The 19,159-nt window shown below is 68.5% G+C and carries 18 protein-coding genes; 7 read left to right on the top strand and 11 right to left on the bottom strand.

Annotated features, from left to right (window positions below; translation table 11 throughout):
* Positions 1-308: 308 nt before the first annotated feature.
* The 5 genes from ACW175_RS02430 (at position 309) to nhaA (ending at position 5,096) form a co-directional block, all read left to right on the top strand.
* Positions 309-812, top strand: a complete 504-nt coding sequence (locus ACW175_RS02430) for a CarD family transcriptional regulator (protein ID WP_454714006.1) — start codon at positions 309-311, stop codon at positions 810-812.
* A 147-nt stretch (positions 813-959) separates the two neighbouring features.
* The gene (locus ACW175_RS02425; protein ID WP_492103082.1) at positions 960-1,322 is read left to right on the top strand and encodes a BlaI/MecI/CopY family transcriptional regulator; all 363 of its coding nucleotides are present in this window, start codon (positions 960-962) and stop codon (positions 1,320-1,322) included.
* Positions 1,319-2,539: a TonB family protein gene (locus ACW175_RS02420; protein WP_492103081.1), complete on the top strand. Its 1,221-nt coding sequence runs from the start codon at positions 1,319-1,321 to the stop codon at positions 2,537-2,539. Before ACW175_RS02425 ends, ACW175_RS02420 begins: the two co-directional genes overlap by 4 nt.
* Before the next feature lie 107 nt (positions 2,540-2,646).
* Positions 2,647-3,936, top strand: a complete 1,290-nt coding sequence (locus tag ACW175_RS02415; protein WP_492103080.1) for a DUF5690 family protein — start codon at positions 2,647-2,649, stop codon at positions 3,934-3,936.
* A 2-nt stretch (positions 3,937-3,938) separates the two neighbouring features.
* The gene (gene nhaA / locus ACW175_RS02410) at positions 3,939-5,096 is read left to right on the top strand and encodes a Na+/H+ antiporter NhaA (RefSeq protein WP_492103079.1); all 1,158 of its coding nucleotides are present in this window, start codon (positions 3,939-3,941) and stop codon (positions 5,094-5,096) included.
* Here the strand turns inward: nhaA and ACW175_RS02405 are convergent.
* The 11 genes from ACW175_RS02405 to ACW175_RS02355 all read right to left on the bottom strand — a co-directional run bounded on the left by ACW175_RS02405 (position 5,093) and on the right by ACW175_RS02355 (position 16,933).
* Positions 5,093-6,100, bottom strand: a complete 1,008-nt coding sequence (locus ACW175_RS02405) for an acyltransferase family protein (RefSeq protein ID WP_492103078.1) — start codon at positions 6,098-6,100, stop codon at positions 5,093-5,095. The two genes, nhaA and ACW175_RS02405, sit on opposite strands and share 4 nt — an antisense overlap.
* 40 nt (positions 6,101-6,140) lie before the next feature.
* A complete protein-coding gene (locus tag ACW175_RS02400) occupies positions 6,141-7,508 on the bottom strand; it encodes a DUF1501 domain-containing protein (protein ID WP_492103077.1) in 1,368 nt (455 codons plus the stop codon).
* Positions 7,509-7,516: 8 nt separating this feature from the next.
* The gene (locus ACW175_RS02395) at positions 7,517-9,244 is read right to left on the bottom strand and encodes a DUF1800 domain-containing protein (protein ID WP_492103076.1); all 1,728 of its coding nucleotides are present in this window, start codon (positions 9,242-9,244) and stop codon (positions 7,517-7,519) included.
* Positions 9,245-9,322: 78 nt separating this feature from the next.
* Positions 9,323-10,303: a P-type DNA transfer ATPase VirB11 gene (gene virB11 / locus ACW175_RS02390; protein ID WP_492103075.1), complete on the bottom strand. Its 981-nt coding sequence runs from the start codon at positions 10,301-10,303 to the stop codon at positions 9,323-9,325.
* Positions 10,300-11,400 (bottom strand): TrbI/VirB10 family protein, encoded by a 1,101-nt coding sequence (locus ACW175_RS02385; RefSeq protein WP_492103074.1) that lies wholly within the window; start codon positions 11,398-11,400, stop codon positions 10,300-10,302. Before ACW175_RS02385 ends, virB11 begins: the two co-directional genes overlap by 4 nt.
* Positions 11,397-12,173: a TrbG/VirB9 family P-type conjugative transfer protein gene (locus tag ACW175_RS02380; RefSeq protein ID WP_492103073.1), complete on the bottom strand. Its 777-nt coding sequence runs from the start codon at positions 12,171-12,173 to the stop codon at positions 11,397-11,399. The genes ACW175_RS02385 and ACW175_RS02380 overlap by 4 nt, the downstream gene beginning before the upstream one ends.
* Positions 12,170-13,339, bottom strand: a complete 1,170-nt coding sequence (locus ACW175_RS02375) for a TrbL/VirB6 family protein (protein ID WP_492103072.1) — start codon at positions 13,337-13,339, stop codon at positions 12,170-12,172. The genes ACW175_RS02380 and ACW175_RS02375 overlap by 4 nt, the downstream gene beginning before the upstream one ends.
* Complete coding sequence (locus ACW175_RS02370; RefSeq protein ID WP_492103071.1) at positions 13,339-15,711, bottom strand: VirB4 family type IV secretion/conjugal transfer ATPase; 2,373 nt, start codon at positions 15,709-15,711, stop codon at positions 13,339-13,341. The genes ACW175_RS02375 and ACW175_RS02370 overlap by 1 nt, the downstream gene beginning before the upstream one ends.
* A complete protein-coding gene (locus tag ACW175_RS02365) occupies positions 15,690-15,977 on the bottom strand; it encodes a VirB3 family type IV secretion system protein (RefSeq protein ID WP_056045755.1) in 288 nt (95 codons plus the stop codon). The genes ACW175_RS02370 and ACW175_RS02365 overlap by 22 nt, the downstream gene beginning before the upstream one ends.
* A 3-nt stretch (positions 15,978-15,980) precedes the next feature.
* Positions 15,981-16,313 (bottom strand): TrbC/VirB2 family protein, encoded by a 333-nt coding sequence (locus ACW175_RS02360; RefSeq protein WP_492103070.1) that lies wholly within the window; start codon positions 16,311-16,313, stop codon positions 15,981-15,983.
* Positions 16,313-16,933, bottom strand: coding sequence for a lytic transglycosylase domain-containing protein (locus ACW175_RS02355; protein ID WP_492103069.1), 621 nt, complete (start codon positions 16,931-16,933; stop codon positions 16,313-16,315). Before ACW175_RS02355 ends, ACW175_RS02360 begins: the two co-directional genes overlap by 1 nt.
* A 632-nt stretch (positions 16,934-17,565) precedes the next feature.
* Between ACW175_RS02355 and paoA the strand changes: the two genes are divergently transcribed.
* Together paoA and ACW175_RS02345 are read left to right on the top strand one after the other, a co-directional pair.
* Positions 17,566-18,210 carry an aldehyde dehydrogenase iron-sulfur subunit PaoA gene (gene paoA / locus ACW175_RS02350; RefSeq protein ID WP_492103068.1) on the top strand — a complete coding sequence of 215 codons (645 nt, stop codon included), beginning with the start codon at positions 17,566-17,568 and terminating at the stop codon, positions 18,208-18,210.
* A complete protein-coding gene (locus ACW175_RS02345) occupies positions 18,207-19,157 on the top strand; it encodes an FAD binding domain-containing protein (RefSeq protein WP_492103067.1) in 951 nt (316 codons plus the stop codon). Before paoA ends, ACW175_RS02345 begins: the two co-directional genes overlap by 4 nt.
* Positions 19,158-19,159: the final 2 nt, after the last annotated feature.

The following is a 19,159-nucleotide window of genomic DNA, read 5'->3' as shown; positions in this document are numbered from 1 at the left end:
CGAAAGCTTGACGGTGAGCTCGGCTCGGCCGGACGCAACCCTTTCATAGGGCTGAATTTTATGCTATTGTCGCTGCCGACGTGACGGTTGCGGCTAATCGCGACGGTCCGTCTTGTCGAAGAAGCCGGTTCGAGACGCTATTCGAGCCGGCCCGCCCGATCGAAGGCGAAGGTGTCTTAGAGATCTATTCCCAATCCTGACAGGCTTAGCCCCGCGCACCTGATTTCGCGGAGCAAGAACCTGTCATTTTTGATTTGGGGAAGATCACGGCGTTCGGGCCCCGCGGGCCCGCATAGATGAGGACGAACATGAGCAAGACTGGTCTGGAATTCTCGGTCGGCGATCACGTCGTTTACCCCGCGCACGGCGTGGGCACCATTCAGGCGGTCGAGACCCAGGAAGTGGCCGGTTATTCGCTCGAAGTCTACGTCATCACCTTCGACCACGAGAAAATGACCCTCCGCGTCCCGACCAAGAAGGCCAAGACGGCCGGCCTGCGTCCGCTGGCGGAAGGCGGCACCGTTTCGCAAGCCCTCACCACCCTGAAGGGCCGCGCCCGCGTGAAGCGCACCATGTGGTCGCGTCGCGCCCAGGAATACGAAGCCAAGATCAATTCGGGCGACCTGATCTCGATCGCCGAGGTGGTTCGTGACCTGCACCGCGCCGAGAACCAGCCGGAACAGTCCTACTCGGAACGCCAGCTGTATGAATCGGCCCTGGACCGCATGGCCCGCGAAGTCGCCGCCATCGAGCGCATCGACCGCGAAGCCGCCATCGGCATCCTGACCAAGTCGCTGGTCAAGGCCGCCTAAGAGACCTTTTTCCGGTCCGGTTACCGAAAACGCCCCTCGCTTCGCGGGGGGCGTTTTTGTTTGCCCCACGCCCGAAGACCGGCGGTTGACCAGATCGATGACAAGTGTCAACGTCGCCTCGTTGACACTTGTCATCGAGAGGCCACCATGAAGATCAGTTCGGCGGAAAGCGTCGTGATGGAGGCGCTGTGGCGACGCAGCCCCCTGACCTCAGAAGCCATCATCAACGAGGTCGGCGAGCCCCAGGGCTGGACCGAGGGGACGGTCAAGGTGCTGATCAGCCGTCTGGTCAAGAAGAAGGCGGTGGCCGCCCAGGCCGACGGGCGCCGCTATCTCTATTCGCCGCTGGTCTCGCGCCAGGCCTATGTCGGAGCCGAGAGCCAGGGCTTGTTGGATCGCCTGTTCGGCGGACGTCTGGCCCCGCTAGTCACCCACTTTTCCGAAGGCGAAAAGCTCAGCGACGAGGACATCGCCGAGCTGAAGGCCCTGATCGAGAAGATCGGCAAATGAGCGCGGCGATCCTTCCCGCCCTCCTGCTGGCCAATCTGGTTCTCGCCCTCGCCGTCCTGGCGATCCTCGCCCTGCGACGCCCCGTGCGGAAGCGCTTCGGCCCGTTGGCGGCCTACGCCCTGTGGCTCGTCGCGCCGGTCTGCCTGCTCGCTGGTTTGCTGCCCGTCCATGCCCCATCGGCGATCGCGGCGCCGGTCGTCACCCTGGTCGGGGCCGGCGCGCGCGGCCTGGCGCCCGTCGCCCGGCAGGCCGCCAGCCTGACGCCTCCGCTGATCGCGGTCTGGGCGGGCGGGGCGCTGGTCATGGCGGCCCTGTTCGCGCTGCGCCAGATCCAGTTCGTCCGCGCGCTGGGTCGCCTGACGCCGCTGGAGAGCGATCCCGAGATCCTACGCGGCGAGCATCTGGGCGGCGGGCCGATGCTTCTAGGCGCGATTCGGCCGCGCATCGTCGTCCCGGCCGACTTCGAGACGCGCTTCACCGGCCCTGCCCGCCGCCTGGTGCTCCAGCATGAGCATGTCCACCAGGCGCGCGGCGACGCGGCGGTCAACGCGCTGGTGGTGGGTCTGCGCTGCCTGGCCTGGTTCAACCCTCTGGCCCATCTGGGCGCCCGCCGGTTCCGCGTCGACCAGGAGATAGCCTGCGACGCCGCTGTCACCCTGGCCCGCCCCGACGACCGAAGGCTCTACGCCGAGTTACTGCTGGGCGCGGCCATGACCCCTTTTTCCGCGCCGTTCGGCTGCCACTGGCCGGCGACCGGCGTCCATCCCCTGAAGGAGAGACTGACGATGCTGAATACGATCTCCACGACGGTGGCCCGCCGCCGGGCCGGCCTGATCCTGGTCGGCGCGATCGCCCTGGCCGGCGCCGGGACGGTCTGGGCCGCCAATCCCGTCCCCGCCAAGCCGCCGGTCGTCGCGCCGGACTGGACGGAGAAGCCGACCGCCCAGGACTTGGCGCGCTACTATCCGGCCGACGCCGCGAAGGCCCACCTCCCCGGCCGGACGACGGTCAGTTGCGACGTCAAGCTCGACGGACATCTGGAGAACTGCGTGGTGCTTTCGGAAAGTCCAACGGACGCGGGTTTCGGCGAAGCGACGCTGCGGCTGACCCAGTATTTCCAGATGAAACCGGCCTCGCTGGACGGCAAGCCGACCGCTGGCGGCAAGGTTACGATTCCGATCGTTTTTCAGGTCGGCCCCAACGCTCCCAGCCGATAGCCTGACCAGAAGGCGCTCCGACTACGGAGCGTCTTCTTTCCCCTAATTGCCCGCGCGCGACAAAGCAGGCTAGCTGAAGACCTTCAGCCGCGGGGACGACAATTCGCATGGACGACAGGGCCGCGGCCAATGCCCCGCGAGGCGCGGTCACCCGTTTCCTGGCCTCGGCCCCGCCCTGGGTGTTGGCGATCTACGGTGGCCTTTCGTCGTTCGCGGTCTATTTCGCCATGTTCGGCTATCGCAAGCCGTTCACCTCGGCCGCCTACGCCCATCCCGACGGCTGGCCGTTCGCCTTCGACTTCAAGATCGCCCTCGTGATCGCCCAGGTCGCCGGCTACGCCACCGCCAAGTTCATCGGCGTCAAGGTGATCTCCGAGATGCGGGCCAGCCGCCGGGCCGTGGCGATCCTGGCCCTGATCTTCGGGGCACAGATGGCGCTGCTGCTGTTCGGTCTGCTGCCGGCGGCGATCGGGCCATTGGCGCTGTACCTGAACGGCCTGTGCCTGGGCATGATCTGGGGGCTGGTGTTCGGCTTTCTCGAGGGTCGCCGCCTGACTGAAGTGCTTGGGGCCATGCTGTGCGCCAGCTTCATCCTGTCGTCGGGCGTGGCCAAGTCGGTCGGCAAGATGCTGTTGCTGTCCAACGTCGACGAGACGTGGATGCCGGCCGTGTCGGGCGTGGTCTTCGCGCCGCTGATGCTGATCGCCGTGGTCGCCCTGGCTCAGCTTCCGCCGCCCTCGCCGGCCGATGAGGCCGAGCGCGTGCGCCGCGCGCCGATGAACGCCAAGGACCGCGCGGCGCTGTTCGCCGCCCACGCCCCGGCCCTGATCCTGCTGATCGCGGTCTATGTGATGCTGACCGCCCTGCGCGACGTCCGCGACAACTTCTCGGCCGAGATCTGGGCCGAGCTGGGGTTCAAGAACGCCGCCTCGATCTTTACCCTGTCGGAGCTGCCGGTGGCGGCCATCGTGCTGATCGGCCTGGCCGCCCTGATGGGGGTCAAGGATAACCGCCGCGCGGTGGCCTTCAACATTGGCTTCGTGGCGCTGGGCTTTATCCTGCTGGGCGCCTCGACCCTGGCCTATCAGCTGCGCGTACTGCCGCCGGTCTGGTGGATGATCCTGGCCGGGGCCGGGCTCTACATGGGCTACACGCCTTTCAACGCCATGCTGTTCGACCGGATGATCGCCGCCACCGGCAAGGTGGGCACGGCGGGCTTTCTGATCTATGTGGCGGACTCGTTCGGCTATGTGGGCAGCATCTCGCTGCTGCTGGTGAAGTCGTTCGGCCACTTCGACATCGCCTGGGGCCAGTTCCTGGCGGTCGGGGCCTATGTCGCCTGCGGCCTCGGTTTGCTAGGTCTCTTCTTCGCCAACCGTTTCCTGTCGAGGCTTTGAGTATGGCCCTGCTGAAGATCAGTCTACGCGCCCGACGGGCGCTGGCCGCGTTTCTGAAGGACGAGGCGGCCGGCGGCTACGTGCTGATGGCGGCCGCGGCTCTCGCCTTGATCGTCGCCAACTCGCCGCTGGCCCCGGCCTATTTCGCGGCGCTGCACGAGTCGATCGGGCCGATGAGCGTGCAGCACGGGATCAATGACGGACTGATGGCGCTGTTCTTCCTGCTGGTGGGGCTGGAGATTAAGCGCGAGGTGCTGGACGGTCAGCTGTCGCGTCCCGCCGATGTGCTGCTGCCTGGCGCGGCGGCCCTGGGCGGAGTGATCGCGCCGGCGGCGATCTATCTGGCCTTCAATGCCGGCCACCCCGACAGCATCGCCGGCTGGGCCATTCCCTCGGCCACCGACATCGCCTTCGCGCTGGGCGTGCTGGCCCTGATGGGGCCGCGCGTGCCGACCTCCCTGAAGATCTTCCTGACCGCCATCGCCATCATGGACGACCTGGCGGCCATCGTGATCATCGCCCTGTTCTACACCGCCCAGCTGCACCTGCTGGCCCTGGCCGGCGCGGGGGCGGTGCTGCTGGTCCTGATCGCCCTGAACCGGCTGAAGGTGCTGAGCCTCTGGCCGTATCTGGTGCTGGGCGCGGTGCTTTGGGTGCTGGTGCTGAAGTCGGGGATCCACGCCACCCTGGCCGGCGTCGCCCTGGCCCTGACGATCCCGCTGAGGGCCGACGACCACTCGCCGCTGCACCGGCTGGAGCACGCCCTGCACAAGCCCGTCGCCTTCGTCGTCACGCCGCTGTTCGGCTTCGCCAACGCCGGGCTGTCATTCGCCGGCATCGGCCTCTCGGCCCTGCTGGATCCCGTGCCGCTGGGCGTGGCCCTGGGGCTGTTCCTCGGCAAGCAGGTCGGGGTGTTCGGCGTCACCTTCGGCCTGGTTCGGATGGGCTGGGCGCGACTGCCGCGCGGCGCTTCGCTGAGCCAGCTCTACGGCGTGGCGGTGCTGTGCGGCGTCGGCTTCACCATGAGCCTGTTCATCGGCGGCCTGGCCTTCGCCGATCCCCTGCTGATCGACGAGACCAAGATCGGGGTGCTGGCCGGCTCCTTGGCCTCGGCCCTGGTCGGCATGGCGATCTTGCGACTGGCGAGACCGAAGGCTTAGGGGAGCGGCTGATCGACCGGCGCGGGGGCTGGGCTCACCGCGCCGGGCAGCCGCGCCTTCAGCTTCAGAGCCGGCTTCTCGACCAGGAACCACGACGCCGCCGCGAACGGCAGGGCGAGGGCCAGCGAGGTCAGCAGGTTCAGGCGACCGTGCTCGGCCAGCACCTGCTGCAGCGGGAAACTATAGATATAGAGGCCGTACGACAGATCGGCGGGCAGGCGTGGCGCGGTCATCCGGCCCAGGGCCACCATGGCCAGCGGCAACCCCAGGAACCAGGCCGGGGTCGGCAGCAGGACCAGGCCGACGACCGCCGTCCAGGCCGGCGGCTTGACCTCGAACGCCTCGAGCGCCGCGCCGCACAGGAAGAGCCAGCCGTTCAAGGTGGCCAACGAGGCCAGCCGCGCCAGGTCGCTTCGGGCGTCCAGGCCAGTGAGGTGCACGGCCAGGAACGCCCCGGCCGCCAGCAGCGCCAGGCCCGCCAGCACCGGCGCCCGGACCAGCCTCAGCGCGCCCAACGCCGCGAGGCCCAGATAGGCGGTGAACTCCAGCCGCAGACTCCAGAGCGAGCCGTTGACCACGTTCGGATACGGCGCGTGCGCGAAGACCCCCGGCAGATCGTAGGTCACCGCGTAGAGGCTGAGGTTCTTCAGAACGTAGAGCAGCGGCGCGGCGCCGGCGAAATACGCGGAGACCGGCAGGCCGCTGACCAAGGGTCCCAGCACGAGCGCGGTCAGCGACAGGGCGGCCAGCAGACCCGGCGCGATGCGCAGCACCCGCTTGGCCAGGAACACGCCGACACCGGGCGCGCGGCGCAGGCTGGCGGTCACCAGATAGCCGCTGATCACGAAGAAGATCCCGACGCCCAGAGTTCCCGGATCGGGTCCCCACCCGATCATCCGCGGCGCGTCGCCGTTCAGCACGCGAGCATGGTGAACCACCACCAGCGCGGCCGCGATCAGCCGGAGGTGATCGAAGCCATTCGCTGCTGAACCGGGCCGAGACACGCTCCCTGCTTAAGGGCGCCCGTCCCGGCCTGACAAGCCGTCAGCTGAACAGCGGCACGGGACCGCGCCCGCCACCGTTCCAGGCGCCCCAATTGGGGAACACATAGGACAGATCGGCGGCGCTGACGCCGTACCACTGGGCGATGGCCCCGACATATTCCTCGGTGGCGATCGAGGGGATCCAGCGACCGTCGTTGGAGGCGTCCTCCGGCCCGCCGAAGGTCAGGTCTGGATACCGGCCGTGCACCTTGCCGTTGGCCAGGGCGCCGCCGACCACCAGGTGGTTGGAGCCCCAGGCGTGGTCGCTGCCGCCACTGGCGTTGCCTTTGTAGACCCGGCCGAAGTCCGACATCGTGAAGGCGGTGACGTTGTCCTGCAGGCTCAGGGCCTTCATGGCGTTGTAGAATCCGGCCAGGGCGTTGCCGAGGTCGGCGTAGAGCCCATTGTGCGCCGCCAGCTGATTGGTGTGGGTGTCGTAACCGCCCTGGCTGACGAAGAAGGTCTGCTTGGCGTGACCCAACGTGTTGCGGGCCTCGATCATCCGGGCCGCGCGCAGCAACTGGCGGGAGATGGCCGAGGTCAGGGCCGCGCCGGTGTTCGGATTGACGAAGTACTTGTCCACCGCCGAGGTCGTGGCGCTGACGATCGTGTTGGCCTGGACCGCCTGGGCGTAGGCCGAGGAAATGCCCTTGCCGGTCAGGTCGGTGATCGCGCCGTAGGACGAGGCGTCGGCGAAGACGTCCAGGGCAGCCTGGCGGGCCTTCACCGCCGCGTCGGTGCTGGCGGCGTTGTAGCCGTTGCGAACGATCGAGCCGCTGGACGGCAGGATCAGCGGCACGGTGCGGTCGCCAATCAAGGCCAGGTTCGAGCCCGCGATCGAGATCAGCGGCGGCAGGTTGGACATGCTGTCCGAGCGGTCGTTGATCCGCCCCATGAAGCCGTCCTTGTTCGTGGCCCGCATGCTCATGCCCTGCCACTGGTTCTGCTGGTCTTCGTGAGACATCAGGTTGATCGGACGCAGGTCCGGTCGGCTGGTGTAGAGGGCCTTGGTCAGGGGCGCGAACAGCGTGCCGGTGTTGAGCACCACACCCAGGCCGCCGTCGTCCCAGACCGACTTCAGGGCGGTCATGGACCCGTGGAGACCGAAGGCCGTGCCCGTCAACGGAACTAGGCTGCTCTGGGCCAGGGCGAGGCTCGCGCCTCGCTGCTTGGCGTAGTCGGCGTAACGGCTGTCGGTGGGCGCCACCATGTTCCAGGCATCGTTGCCGCCGAACAGGAAGACGCCGACCATGGCGCGATAGGCGCCGGTATCAGCCGCCAGGGCGCTGGAAAGGCCGAGTTGGCCCAGGGCCGCGACTGCCGAGCCGCCCGCGACCACCTGCATGATTTCACGACGAGAAACGGTCATGGTTACGCCTACCGATCGACTTGGAAGAGCGGCGAGGAGGCCGCGATGTAGAGGGCGACCTGGGCGCGCTTGCGGGCCTGCAGGGCGGGGTCGGTGTTCTTGACGGCGGCCATGGCGGAGACCAGCGCCTGGCGCTGCCCCGCCGTCATCTCGCCGTTCAGGAGGACGAGGTTGATGCGGTCGATGGTTTTGCCGTCGTCCATCCCGCTGGCCTCCCAACTGGCCCAGTTGGGAACCGTGCCGGTGGAATAGGTGATCGTCGCTTGCTTCTGGAACTCGCCGCGCGTGGCGTCGCCGCCGACGGTCCAGTCATAGACGAAGTTGTGGCGGGCGATGATCGTCGAGGTGGTCATCAGCTTGGTGACCGGGCTCAGCAGGCCCGCGCCTTGCGGCAGCGGGAAATCATAGGGGTAGAAGTTGAACACCGAGGGCGCGCGGAACGGAGCCTGGCCCATGCCGGCGTCGCGGGTGGTGAAGGCGTAGCCGTCGGTCGTGTAGCCGATCGCTCGGGCCAGCGACGTGGCCAGCAGCACTGGCTCCTTGACCTTGCCCGGCAACTGCGAACTCGCGCGAGCTTCGCTGTCCAGGTAGATCGCCTTGATCACGGCCGTCATATCGCCCCGCACGCCCGCGCCATTGTTGGCGAAGACGGCGGCGACGCGACCGACATAGGCCGGTGTGGGATTGGCCAAGGTCAGTTGCTGGATCAACCGCTTGCAGATGTAGGGGCCCGTGTTGGGGTGGTTGAACACCGCGTCCACCACCGCGTCGACGCTGGCCTGTTGGGTCGCGTTGGCCGGCACGGTCCTGCCCAGGAAGGTCTTGGCGCCCGTATCGTAGCGGGAAGCGACGATCACCATCGGCTGTGTCCAATCGCGGGCGTTGTTGTCGGTCATGGCCGCGCCGTTCAGGCGGGCATAGGTCCAGCCGCTGAGCGCGCGGGCGACTTCCTTGACGTCGGCGTTACTGTAGGTGGCGATGGGCGCGCCGGCGCCGTCGGTCTGCGGCGTGCCATCCGAATTCAGGAGCACCGTGCCGACCGAGAACAGCTGCATCAGTTCGCGGGCGTAGTTCTCGTTGGGCTGGGTCTTGTTGCTGTCCGCCATGTCGAGGTAGTCGCCCATGTACGGGTTCAGGGTGACGGCCTTGAGGATGTCGCGGTAGTTGCCGAAGGCGTTGCTCAGCAGGATCTGGTTGAAGGTCGCCAGGCCGGCGGTGTTGCCGACCTCGACGGCCGAGGCCACCACGATCTGCGACAAGGCGAAGGCGACCCGCTGGCGCAGCTGGTCGTCCTTGCCGATCGCGTTGGCGTAGAACCGCATCTGCATCGGCGCGGCCGAGAAGTTCTCGCGGTTGCAGTTGGTTTGGTCCTGGCCGGTGAGGGCCGAGCAGGCGTTGCCCAGCACCGGCTTGGCCGCCAGGTCGCCATAGGTGCTGGTCGAGAGCGCCAGTTGCTCGTTTAGCCAAGCCTCCGCGCTGCCCAGGGCGTGGATGTGATCGATCAGCTCGGGCGTCGGCCCGAAGCTGGCCTGCTTGGCCAGGCGGCCGGCGGCTTCGCGGGTGAAGTCTTCCGGCGCTGTCGGCATGGTGCCGGCCAGGCCGCCCGTCGCGATCGACGCGGGCTTCTCGGCGACGGGCGATGCGCCGCCGCCGCCATTGGAGCCTCCGCCGCCGCAGGCGGTGAGAAAGAAGGCCAGGCTCAGCGCGGCGGCCGAGCCAAAGTACTGTTTACGCATGACAAGGTCCCTGACGCGCCGCGAGGACCGGCGCGCCTTAAGCTGGAAAACCAGGAAAGGTTGAAGGGAGAGGCGGGGTTAGCGGCCCTGGAAGACGACCTCCCTGACCGCTCGGACACCGTTCTGGCGGTGAAGTTGGATGAAGACGTCGACGACGCGCCGGACATGATCGACCACGTCGGCGCGGCGAAGATTGGCCCCGGCCTGCAGCGCCATCAGCGCCAGCTGGTCGACCGCGCCCGCCGGATCGTCGGCATGGACGGTGGTCATCGAGCCGGGATGGCCGCTGGACACGGCGCGCAGAAACGAGAAGGCCTCGGCTCCGCGCAGCTCGCCCAGGATGATGCGGTCCGGCCGCAGACGCAGCGAGGCCCGCAGCAGGTCCTCGGTCGTCACCCGCGCCTCGCCCTGCTCGCCGCGCACGGCCACCAGACCGACGGCGTTGGGGTGGATGAGGCGGATCTCGGGAACGTCTTCGATCAGCACCAGGCGCTGGTCGAGCGGAACCTCCTTGAGGAGCGCGTTGAGGAAGGTGGTCTTGCCGGTCGACGTGCCGCCGCTGATGACGATGTTCTTGCCGGCCCGCACCGCGGCGGCCAGGAAATCGCGGATATCGCCCGTGTCGAGAAAGGCGCGCAGGATCGCATCGGAATTGGTCTTGGGCGACAGCACCTGGTCGAAGGCCCCGGACGCGGCGTAGTCGGTCAGGGAGAGGTCGCTGACCACGTGCTTGCGGATCGCCAGGACCAGGCCCTCGCGCGTCGCCGGCGGGGCCACGACCTGCACCCGCGCGCCATCTGGCAGCACGGCCGACAGCAGCGGATGCTCGCGGCTGACGCCCTGGCTGGACAGGCTGGCGACCTGGCGGGCCAACCGCCAGAGGTTGGTCTCGTCCAGGGCCGGGACCTCGACGCGTTCGGCGGCTCCGCCGAGGCGCTCGACCCACAGCTCGCCCGGACGGTTCACATAGAGGTCCGTCACCGTCGGCTCGGCCAGCCAGGGCGCGAGCGGGGCGAGATAGGCCTCCAGATAAACCCCAAGCTTGGCGTGAGCGGTCATTTGCCGACACCCGAGAAGTCCAGGTCGCGGGCCACGAAGATCGTCACCGGCGCGCCCTGCGGCGTCTGGATGGTCGGGGCGACCTGGTCGCTCTTCATCACCGTGCCGGCCAGGTTGGCGGCCTCGGACGCCGAGCCGATATAGATCTGCGAGGTCGAGCGGGCGTTGCCGATCGCCGCGACGCCGGCGTTCAGCACCGACATCAGGATCGAGCCGCCGAAGCGGCTGAAGAAGTGACGATCGACCTTGCCTTCCAGGCCGCCGCGCCCCAGCGGGTCGGCGGCCGGAGACGCAATTTGTATCGAGACGCCGTCCGGACGGATCACCCGGGTCCAGACCACGAAGACGCGCGAGGCGCCCATGGCCACGCCCGACTTGTACTGGCCGATCACCCGGCTGCCGCGCGGGATCAGCACGGTGGAGCCGTCGAAGCTCTTGATGTCGCGCGTGACCATGGCGCGGGCCAGGCCCGGCAGGTCGGAATTGATCGCTGTCTCCATCACCGCCGGGATCACCGCGCCTTGCGGGATGACCGCGTCGAGATCGCGCATGGCCGTGGCCCTGGCCGGCTCGGCGTCGCTGGTCCCCACGCGATCGGCGAACTTCTCGTCGGCGTTCAGGCCGGTGTCGACGGCCTTGCCCGCCATCGGCGCGGCTTGATCCGTCGAGACGTTGGCCTTGATCAGGGCCGGCGCCCCGCCGAAGTCGACCACCAGGGTCGGGGCGCGGCGGCGCTGGTCCAGATCGGCCGGCGGGGCTGGCGGCAGCGGCGCGGCGTTCATCGCCGCGACCTGGGCCGGAGTCGGCGGCAAGCTGTTGTTCTCGGTGAACTGCGGACCGGGGATGACCACAGCCGGGGCCGCGGGCGCGGTCAGGGCGGTGGCGGCGATAACCTCGGCCTTGCGCGGCGGACGCGGCTGGGCGTCGGCGCGGTGGCTGGCCATCCACAGGAAGACCCCGACGCCGAGCAGGCCGAAGCCGGCCATGATCACGGGCGTCGGCAGGCCGGCGTGGGTGCGGGCGACGGCCGGGCGCGCCTGGGCGTCGGCGGCGGCGAGGTCCTGCTGGACCTGGGCGGACTGGCGGGGATCGCTCATCGGGTCGCCCCCCCCTTCGGAGAAAGCGAACTGAAGGCGGCGTTGGTCACGGTCAGGCTGGACTTGCCCGAGCGCAGCACGAAGCGCGGGGCCAGTTGGTCGACCACCAGATAGCCGTCGCGGACCACCGCATTGGCCAGGCCCTCCACGCCGTCGGCGCCGACCACGAACACCGCCGGCAGGTCGGCCTGGGCGGGCCAGGCGAAATAGGTGGCGACTCCGTCGTCGAAGACACGGGTCGGCTGGAGGGCGGCGTCGCCCTTCAGGATGAAGGCGCTGTTGCGGGCCACGGGCGCGGCCGGCGGCGCCGGCGGCGGCGGCGCGATGATCGCGACCCGCGCGGGGGCCGGAACCAGGAACCGGACGACATAGGCCATGTCCCTGGCGGAGGCCTTGGGTCCCGCCACGACCAGTTCGAACACATAGCGGCGGCGGTCGGTCACCACGGTCATGTTGGTGACGGCCGTGCGGTCCAGGGGCTTCAGGAACAGCAGGTTGGCCTTCTTGTTCGGCGTCACCTGCCAGCCCATGGCGTCGCCGATCGAGACGTTCTCGATCCGCTCGTCGGCGGCGAACTCCAGCATGGTCTGGATGCCGAGATAGCCGGTCAGGCGCACGACCTGGTCAGGGTCGTAGGCGACGCTGCGTATGCGCGGGTCGACGGCGCCGGGGCGCGGCGTCTCGGCGGCCAGCGCGGGGCCGGCCAGGGCGGCGCTCCCAATGGAGGTCACGGCCAGCGCGGCGAGAAGGGTGCGGGGATAAGCGAGGGTCACTGGTCTCTCCGGGCGCTGGAGGCGGCGCGACGGGGGGCGGGTGTGCGGCGATAGGTATGGCCAAGCGGCGCGGCGGGGCCGGCCTGGGCGGTGGAGGTCGTGGTTGAGGTGCGATCCGAGACGACGGTGAGCATCCGCGTGCTGACCGGGTCTGACGACGGAGCGGCGCTGTCGCGGCGGTCCATGGCCACTGCGGCGGCGGCGATGGTGGCGACGCGGCTCATCGGCTCGACCTGTGAGGTGGCGTAGCGCGACCCGCCGGGGGCGGCGTTCTGGTCCAACCAAGCGGCGCCGGCCAAGCCACGCGGCAAGCGCAGGCCCGCGGCGATGACGCCCAGGGCGATCACCGCCAGCAGCATGACCAGGGCGAAGACCGTGGTCAGCACCAGCACCGTCACGGCGGGATTGATGTCGAAGGCGGCGAACTGCTGGGCCGCGCGAGCCTCGGTCAGGGCTTTCAGCGACGGCGCCAGCATGGCCAGCTCCAGCGACAGGGTCAGGGTGGCGATCAGCGGCGTCAGGGCCAGGGTGATCATCGCCTTCAGCCAGCCCTCGACCAGGCCGCGGGTGGCCTCGAACAGGGCCAGGCCGACGACCAAGGGCGCCAGGGCCAGCAGGATGGCGAGCACCACCTTGGACGCCAGTAGTACGCCCAGGGTCGACAGGACCAGCGTCATGCTCCCGGTATTGACCGCGAAGGCGCCGAAGCCCGGGCCGCCTTGCGTGGCTGCGGCGCCGACGCTGGCGCGGCTGGCCATCAGGGTCGCCGACTGTTGCAAGCCGTCGAAGGCGTCTTGCAGGCGGGCGAACGGGGCCTGACCGTCCAGCAGGATGCCGCCCAGTTCGGTCGGGGCCTTGGTCAGGGTGTCGTAGACCAGGGTCTGGAACAGGCCCCAGTTGGTGGCCAGGGCCACGAGCAGGCCGATCTTCAGCATCGACAGGGCGGCGTCACCGACCCGAAGGTCGCCGCGGCCCAGGATCAGACGATAGCCTATGAACACGACATAGAGGGTCAGCAGCCCGGTCAGCAGCAGCCCGACCGGCGAGCCCGGTCCGGCCAAGGCGGCGAAGCCGCTCTCAGCCAGATCATGGACCCGGCAGTCGACCGAGCCGATCAGGCCCGGGACCATAGGGGCGTCGACGGGCAGTTGCGCGCAGGACGCCATCACGCGGCCTTCACCAGCTGGGCCATCCAGGCCTGGGGATCGTCGCCCAGCTGTTCGCGCAGCGCGTCCAGCTCGCGGACGCTGGTCTCGCGACCCGACAATACGGTCAGCAGTTCGGGCGACCCGGCCAGGTTCAGGCGGGCGACGACGCTGTCGGTCCCGTGCTTGATGAGGAAGCAGCGCGAGGTGTCGGGCAAGGTCCTGACCAGCTCGAACTCATGCTGGGTCAGGCCGAAGCCTTCGCAATAGTCCTTGGCCTGGGCCTTGGGGTTGGCCATGAAGATCTGGGTCGCGGCCTGCTCGATGATGGCGCTGGCGATGCGGCTTTCCAGGGCGTCCTGGGCGCTCTGGGTGGCGAAGCCGACCACGCCGTTGCGCTTGCGCAGGGTCTTTTCCCAATCGCGGATACGGGCCACGAAGACGTCGTCGTCCAGGGCCTTCCAGCCCTCGTCGATGACGATCAGGGTCGGGTGGCCGTCCAGGCGCTCTTCCACGCGGTGGAACAGGTACATCATGGCCGGGGTCCGCAGAGCTGGATCGTCCAGCAGCTGGGTCATGTCGAAGCCCAGGGTGGCCGCGTCCAGATCCAGGCCGTCGGTCTCGTTGTCGAACAGCCAGGCGTGCTCGCCCGTGCCGTGCCAGGGCGCCAGGCGCGCGGCGAGGTCGGCGGCGTCCGGCCGGCGGGCGCCCCGGAAGAGTTCCGCGAAGTAGCGCAGGCGGCGCAAGCCCGGGGCCTGGTCGAAACTGGCGTCGACGGCGTCCTTGATCCGCGCCGTATCGTCGGCCGACAGCGCCTCGCCCGGCAAGGCGACCAGCTTGGCGACCCACTCGGTCAGGAAGCGGCGGTTGCCCGGCCCGTCCGGCAGGGCCAGCGGGTTGAACCCCGTCGGCTGGCCCGGACGCAGGCTCTCGTAACGGCCGCCGATGGCGCGCAGGAAGATCTCCGCGCCCCGGTCCTTGTCGAAGAACACGATGCGCGGGCTGTACTTGCGGGCCTGGGCCAGCAGGAAGTTCAGCACCACGGTCTTGCCCGACCCCGACGGGCCGATGACCGTGAAGTTGCCCAGATCGCCCTTGTGGAAGTTGAAGTGGTAGGGCCCCGCCGAGGTGGTCTCCAGCAAGGTCACCGCCGGACCCCAGTGGTTGGCCTCGGCCTGGCCGACCGGGAAGTTGTGGCCACTGGCGAAGCCGGCGAAATTGGCGGTCGAGATCAGCGCCTTGCGGGCGATATCCTTGAAGTTTCCGGGGAACTGGGCCCAGAAGGCCGGCTCCAGATTGATGTCCTCGCGCACGGCGATCGCGCCCATCTCGGTGAAGGCCGACATCACCTCGGCGGCCGAGCGGTCCAGGCCCTCCAGGCTCTCGCCGCGCACCAGTACGGTCAGGTGATGCTCGCCAAAGGCCGCGCGGCCCGAGACGACGTCATCCTTGGCGCGGGTCAGGTCGGCGCGCAGCGACAGGCCGTCGTCGTCGGCGGCCTTCATGCGGCGTAGGGCCAGGTTCATCCGCTCCAGGGTCGGCTGGCGATCCACGAAGCCGAAGCTCTGGGTGATGACCATCTCGCACGGCAGGCGCAGCAGGTCGTCCAGCATCCCCGGCGTGGTCTGGGCCGGGTAGTCCTTGATCGAGACCATGGCCCCGAAGCTCCGGGCCAGGGCGCCGGCGCGTGAGAGCTCCAGCGTCTCCAGGCCGAAGCTGGCGCGGCGGTAGGGCAGGTACTCGCCGGCGTCGCCCTGCGGGACCAGCACCGGGCGCATCTCGCCATTGTAGAGACAGGACAGGAATTCCAGCGGCTCGGAGCAGCGCCCCGTCGGGCCGTCATAGACGCCGAGGACGCGAGCGCCATAAGGAGTCAGGGCAGAGATCAGGCTGTCGCGGGCGCTGTCCAATTCGCGGCGGTCGGCGGCCTGGACGGCGGCGGCCTCGACCTTGCCGGTCCCCTTCAGGGCGCGCAGGACGCCGTCGATCACCCCGCCATGGCCCTGCAAGGGACGACGGACGATCGTCAGGAACAGGTCGTTGACGTAGAGCTTCCGCGCGGCCAGCCGCTCGCTCCAGGTGGCGTCGAGCTCGGCGCTGAAAGCGTCCGGGAACGCGCCCTGCGTGCTGGCGTCGACCTGGCGGCGGACCACGTGGTGGTAGAGGGCGAACCGCGAGCTGGAGAGGCCGCGCAACATCACGTCGCGCACGGCCTTGCGGTAGTTCAGCGCCTCGCTGTCGGCCGTCTCGAAGGGCAGGCCGGCCAGATGGATCACCTGCATCAGCAGGCCGTCGCGCGTCTCCAGCGTGACGTCGTCCAGGTGACGGGCGTACGGCAGGCGCTTGCCTGCCATCATCTCTTTACGCGGGTTCAAGCGCTGTAGCTGTTGCATCGCCAGGCTCGGAAATTGGGTACGCGGGGACAGCGGCTGACCTTCGTCAGCCAGAGATCGAAGATGCGCGGTTCACGCAGGCAGGCCGCGTAGCCGATCGCGTGGATCACCAGCGCGGCCGCGATGGCCCAGAACGACTTGGTGATCAGGAAGAGTTCGGCGGTCACCACCCCGTTGATCACGAAGTAGCTGTAGGTCACGCCCGCGAACATCTGCGGACGCGTCAGGGCGCCGAACACCACGTCGCGATCCAGCGGCGCGGCCATGGCCTAGGCCGCGCCCGAGGCGGCGCGGATGCCGCTGACGATCGTGGTGGCGCCGAAGAGTATGAAGCAGCCCAGGATGACCGTCGCGCCATAGCGCCAGTTCAGGCGGCCGGTCAGCATCATGAAGCCGACGGCGGCCACCGCCATCACCGCCACGGCGGTGGCGACATTGCCCATCAGCGACCCTTGCAGCCACATGACGCCGGCCAGCAGCGCGCTGGAGCCTTGCGGGTCGGACCGCACGGCCTGGGCGTGGGCTTGGCTGGCCGCGGCGGTCAGAGCGGTCGCGAGAGCAGCGGCCTTGGTGTTCAGAAACTTACGCATCACTTCGGGCATCACTGGGGGGCTCCAAGGACGGGAACGGCGAGAACGGCCCCGGTCGCGGCCATGCGGCCGAGGATCGAGGTCACGTAGGCTTGGGTTTCCGCATAGGGCGGCACGCCGCCATGCTTGCGGACGGCGGCAGGGCCGGCGTTGTAGGCGGCGAGGGCCAGGCGGACGTCGCCGCCGAACGCCGACATCATCCGGCGCAGATAGAGGGCGCCGCCGCGAATGTTCTGGGCCGGGTCGTGGGGGTCGACGCCCAGGTCGCGAGCCGTGCCCGGCATCAGCTGCATGACACCGATCGCGCCCTTGGCCGACAAGGCTGCGGTATGGAAGCGGCTCTCACGCCAGGCCACGGCCTCGACCAGCTTCGGATCGAGGGCGTAGGCGTTGGCGGCGGTCGAGATCTGCTGGCGAACGGCGTCCGCGCCGATCAAGACGTGCGCCACCGGCGCGTCCTGGACCAGCGCCTTGGCGCCGTCGTCGGTGAATACGGCCGGCCCTTCGAAGCGCGTCACCGCGCCGTCGGCGCCGATCTCCAGCACCTGGGCCTCGGCGGGCAGGGCGAGCAGGCCGCCGATGAACATCGCCACGGCCATGAACGCGGTCTGACGGGTGAAACCGAAACTCAAGCACGCCCCCTTCAGCTCGACGGATAAAAAGCCAGTGTGGTTAATCAATGTATCCGGAGCATTCCGCGGGGGTAATGCGGCAGGTTATCGCATTATGATTTTGAGACATGCGTCAAAAATACTGATCAGAAAAAGATATCCATACTTAAGCTTGACGAAATGTCGACTTTTGAACTCAAGACATTTTGTTAACCATCTCTTAATTCTTGAAGAAGGAACGCATTTTTCTGTCGATGGGGAGGTGGCGAGGCGACGAAATCCGATAAACTTTGCCGCAACACGCGGAACGAGATTGCCTGTGGATAGAATCACCCGGCAGTCTACTGTTCAGTTTAGTCAGGGGCGTTTCATGTCAGCGTTGGACAAAACCAGGAACTGGCTTTCGCGTCACTTCGCGGGCAGCCTGCTCAGCGGATGGCTGATGATCGCGCTGATAGGCGGGTACACCGTCTTCCACTGACCGGCCGCCGCGCCTGCATCGGCCGCTGACTGACGCGGCTCACGGGCTTGCGTCGAAAATTCCATAGTCCACGGGCGCACGACTGGACCCGTGAAAGCGACGCTGGCGTCGCAACCACTGGCCCGCCTGATCGCTTTATGCCGTTTGTCGCGGTGGAGGATCGGAGGATGGAATGGCCGACGTGGAAGACCTCAGCTTGTCGAGGCGCGATCTGATGGCCGCCGGCGCGGCGACCGCGTCGCTGGCGGGCTCCGCGCGGGCCGCGAACGCCTCCCCCGCCGACGCGCCCAGCTTGGTCAAGGTCGCCTTCGAGGTGAACGGCCGCGAGCAGGCCCTGACACTAGACACCCGCACCACCCTGCTAGACGCCCTGCGCGAGCACCTGAAGCTGACGGGAACCAAGAAGGGTTGCGACCACGGCCAGTGCGGGGCCTGCACGGTCATCGTCGATGGCCGCCGGATCAATTCCTGCCTGACCCTGGCGGTCATGCACGAGGGCGACAAGGTCACCACGATCGAGGGCCTGGGTACGCCCGACAAGCTGCACCCGCTGCAGGCCGCCTTCGTCAAGCACGACGGCTACCAGTGCGGCTACTGCACGCCGGGCCAGATCTGCTCGGCCAAGGCGATGCTGGACGAGGTCAAGGCCGGCGTCCCCAGCCACGTCACCGAGGACATCACGAAAGACCCGAAGCTGACCGAGGGCGAACTCCGTGAGCGGATGAGCGGCAACATCTGTCGCTGCGGGGCCTACTCAAACATCGTCGAAGCCATCGCCGATGTCGCGGGAGGCCTCTCCAAGGGGGAAACGGCATGAGAGCCTTCGCCTATGAACGCGCCAGCACCCCGGCGGAGGCCGCCGCGGCCGCCGCCAAGGACCCGACCGCGCGGTTCATCGCCGGCGGCACCAACCTGCTGGACCTGATGAAACTGGAGATCGAGACGCCACGTCGGCTGATCGACGTCAATGGGCTCAAGCTGGACAGGATCGAAGCCACACCGGACGGCGGCCTGCGCATCGGCGCCCTGGTGCGCAACACCGATCTGGCGGCCGACAAGCGGGTGCGCCAGGACTACGGCGTCCTCTCCCGCGCCCTGCTGTCCGGCGCCTCGGGCCAACTGCGCAACAAGGCCACCACCGCCGGCAACCTGCTGCAACGGACCCGGTGCCCCTACTTCTACGACACCAACATGCCCTGCAATAAGCGTAACCCCGGCGCGGGCTGCTCGGCGATCGGCGGCTTCACGCGGTCGCTGGCGGTGCTGGGGACCAGCGAGGCCTGCATCGCCACCCACCCGTCCGACATGGCGGTGGCCATGCGGGTGCTGGACGCCGGCGTAGAGACCGTCCGCCCAGACGGCGCGACCCGGACCATTCCGATCGCCGAGTTCCACCGCCTGCCAGGATCCACGCCGCACATCGAGACGGCCCTTACGCCGGGCGAGCTGATCACCGCCGTTACCCTGCCCAGGCCGGTCGGCGGTACGCACGCCTATCACAAGGTCCGCGACCGGGCGTCCTACGCCTTCGCCCTCGTCTCGGTGGCGACCATCCTGCACCAGGACGGTTCGGGCAGGGTCGCCCTGGGCGGCGTCGCCCACAAGCCCTGGCGGGTCGAGGCGGCCGAAAGCGCCCTGCCGCGAGGCATCAAGCCGGTGTCCGAGCTGTTGCTGGCCGGCGCCAAGACCACCCCGCAGAACGCCTTCAAGCTGACCCTGGCCGAACGCGCCCTGGGCGCGGCGATGACCCAAGCGAGGGCCTAGAG

The organism is Caulobacter sp. FV1ye6ST, from assembly GCF_058681225.1.
This window is presented reverse-complemented; position numbering and strand designations above follow the sequence as displayed.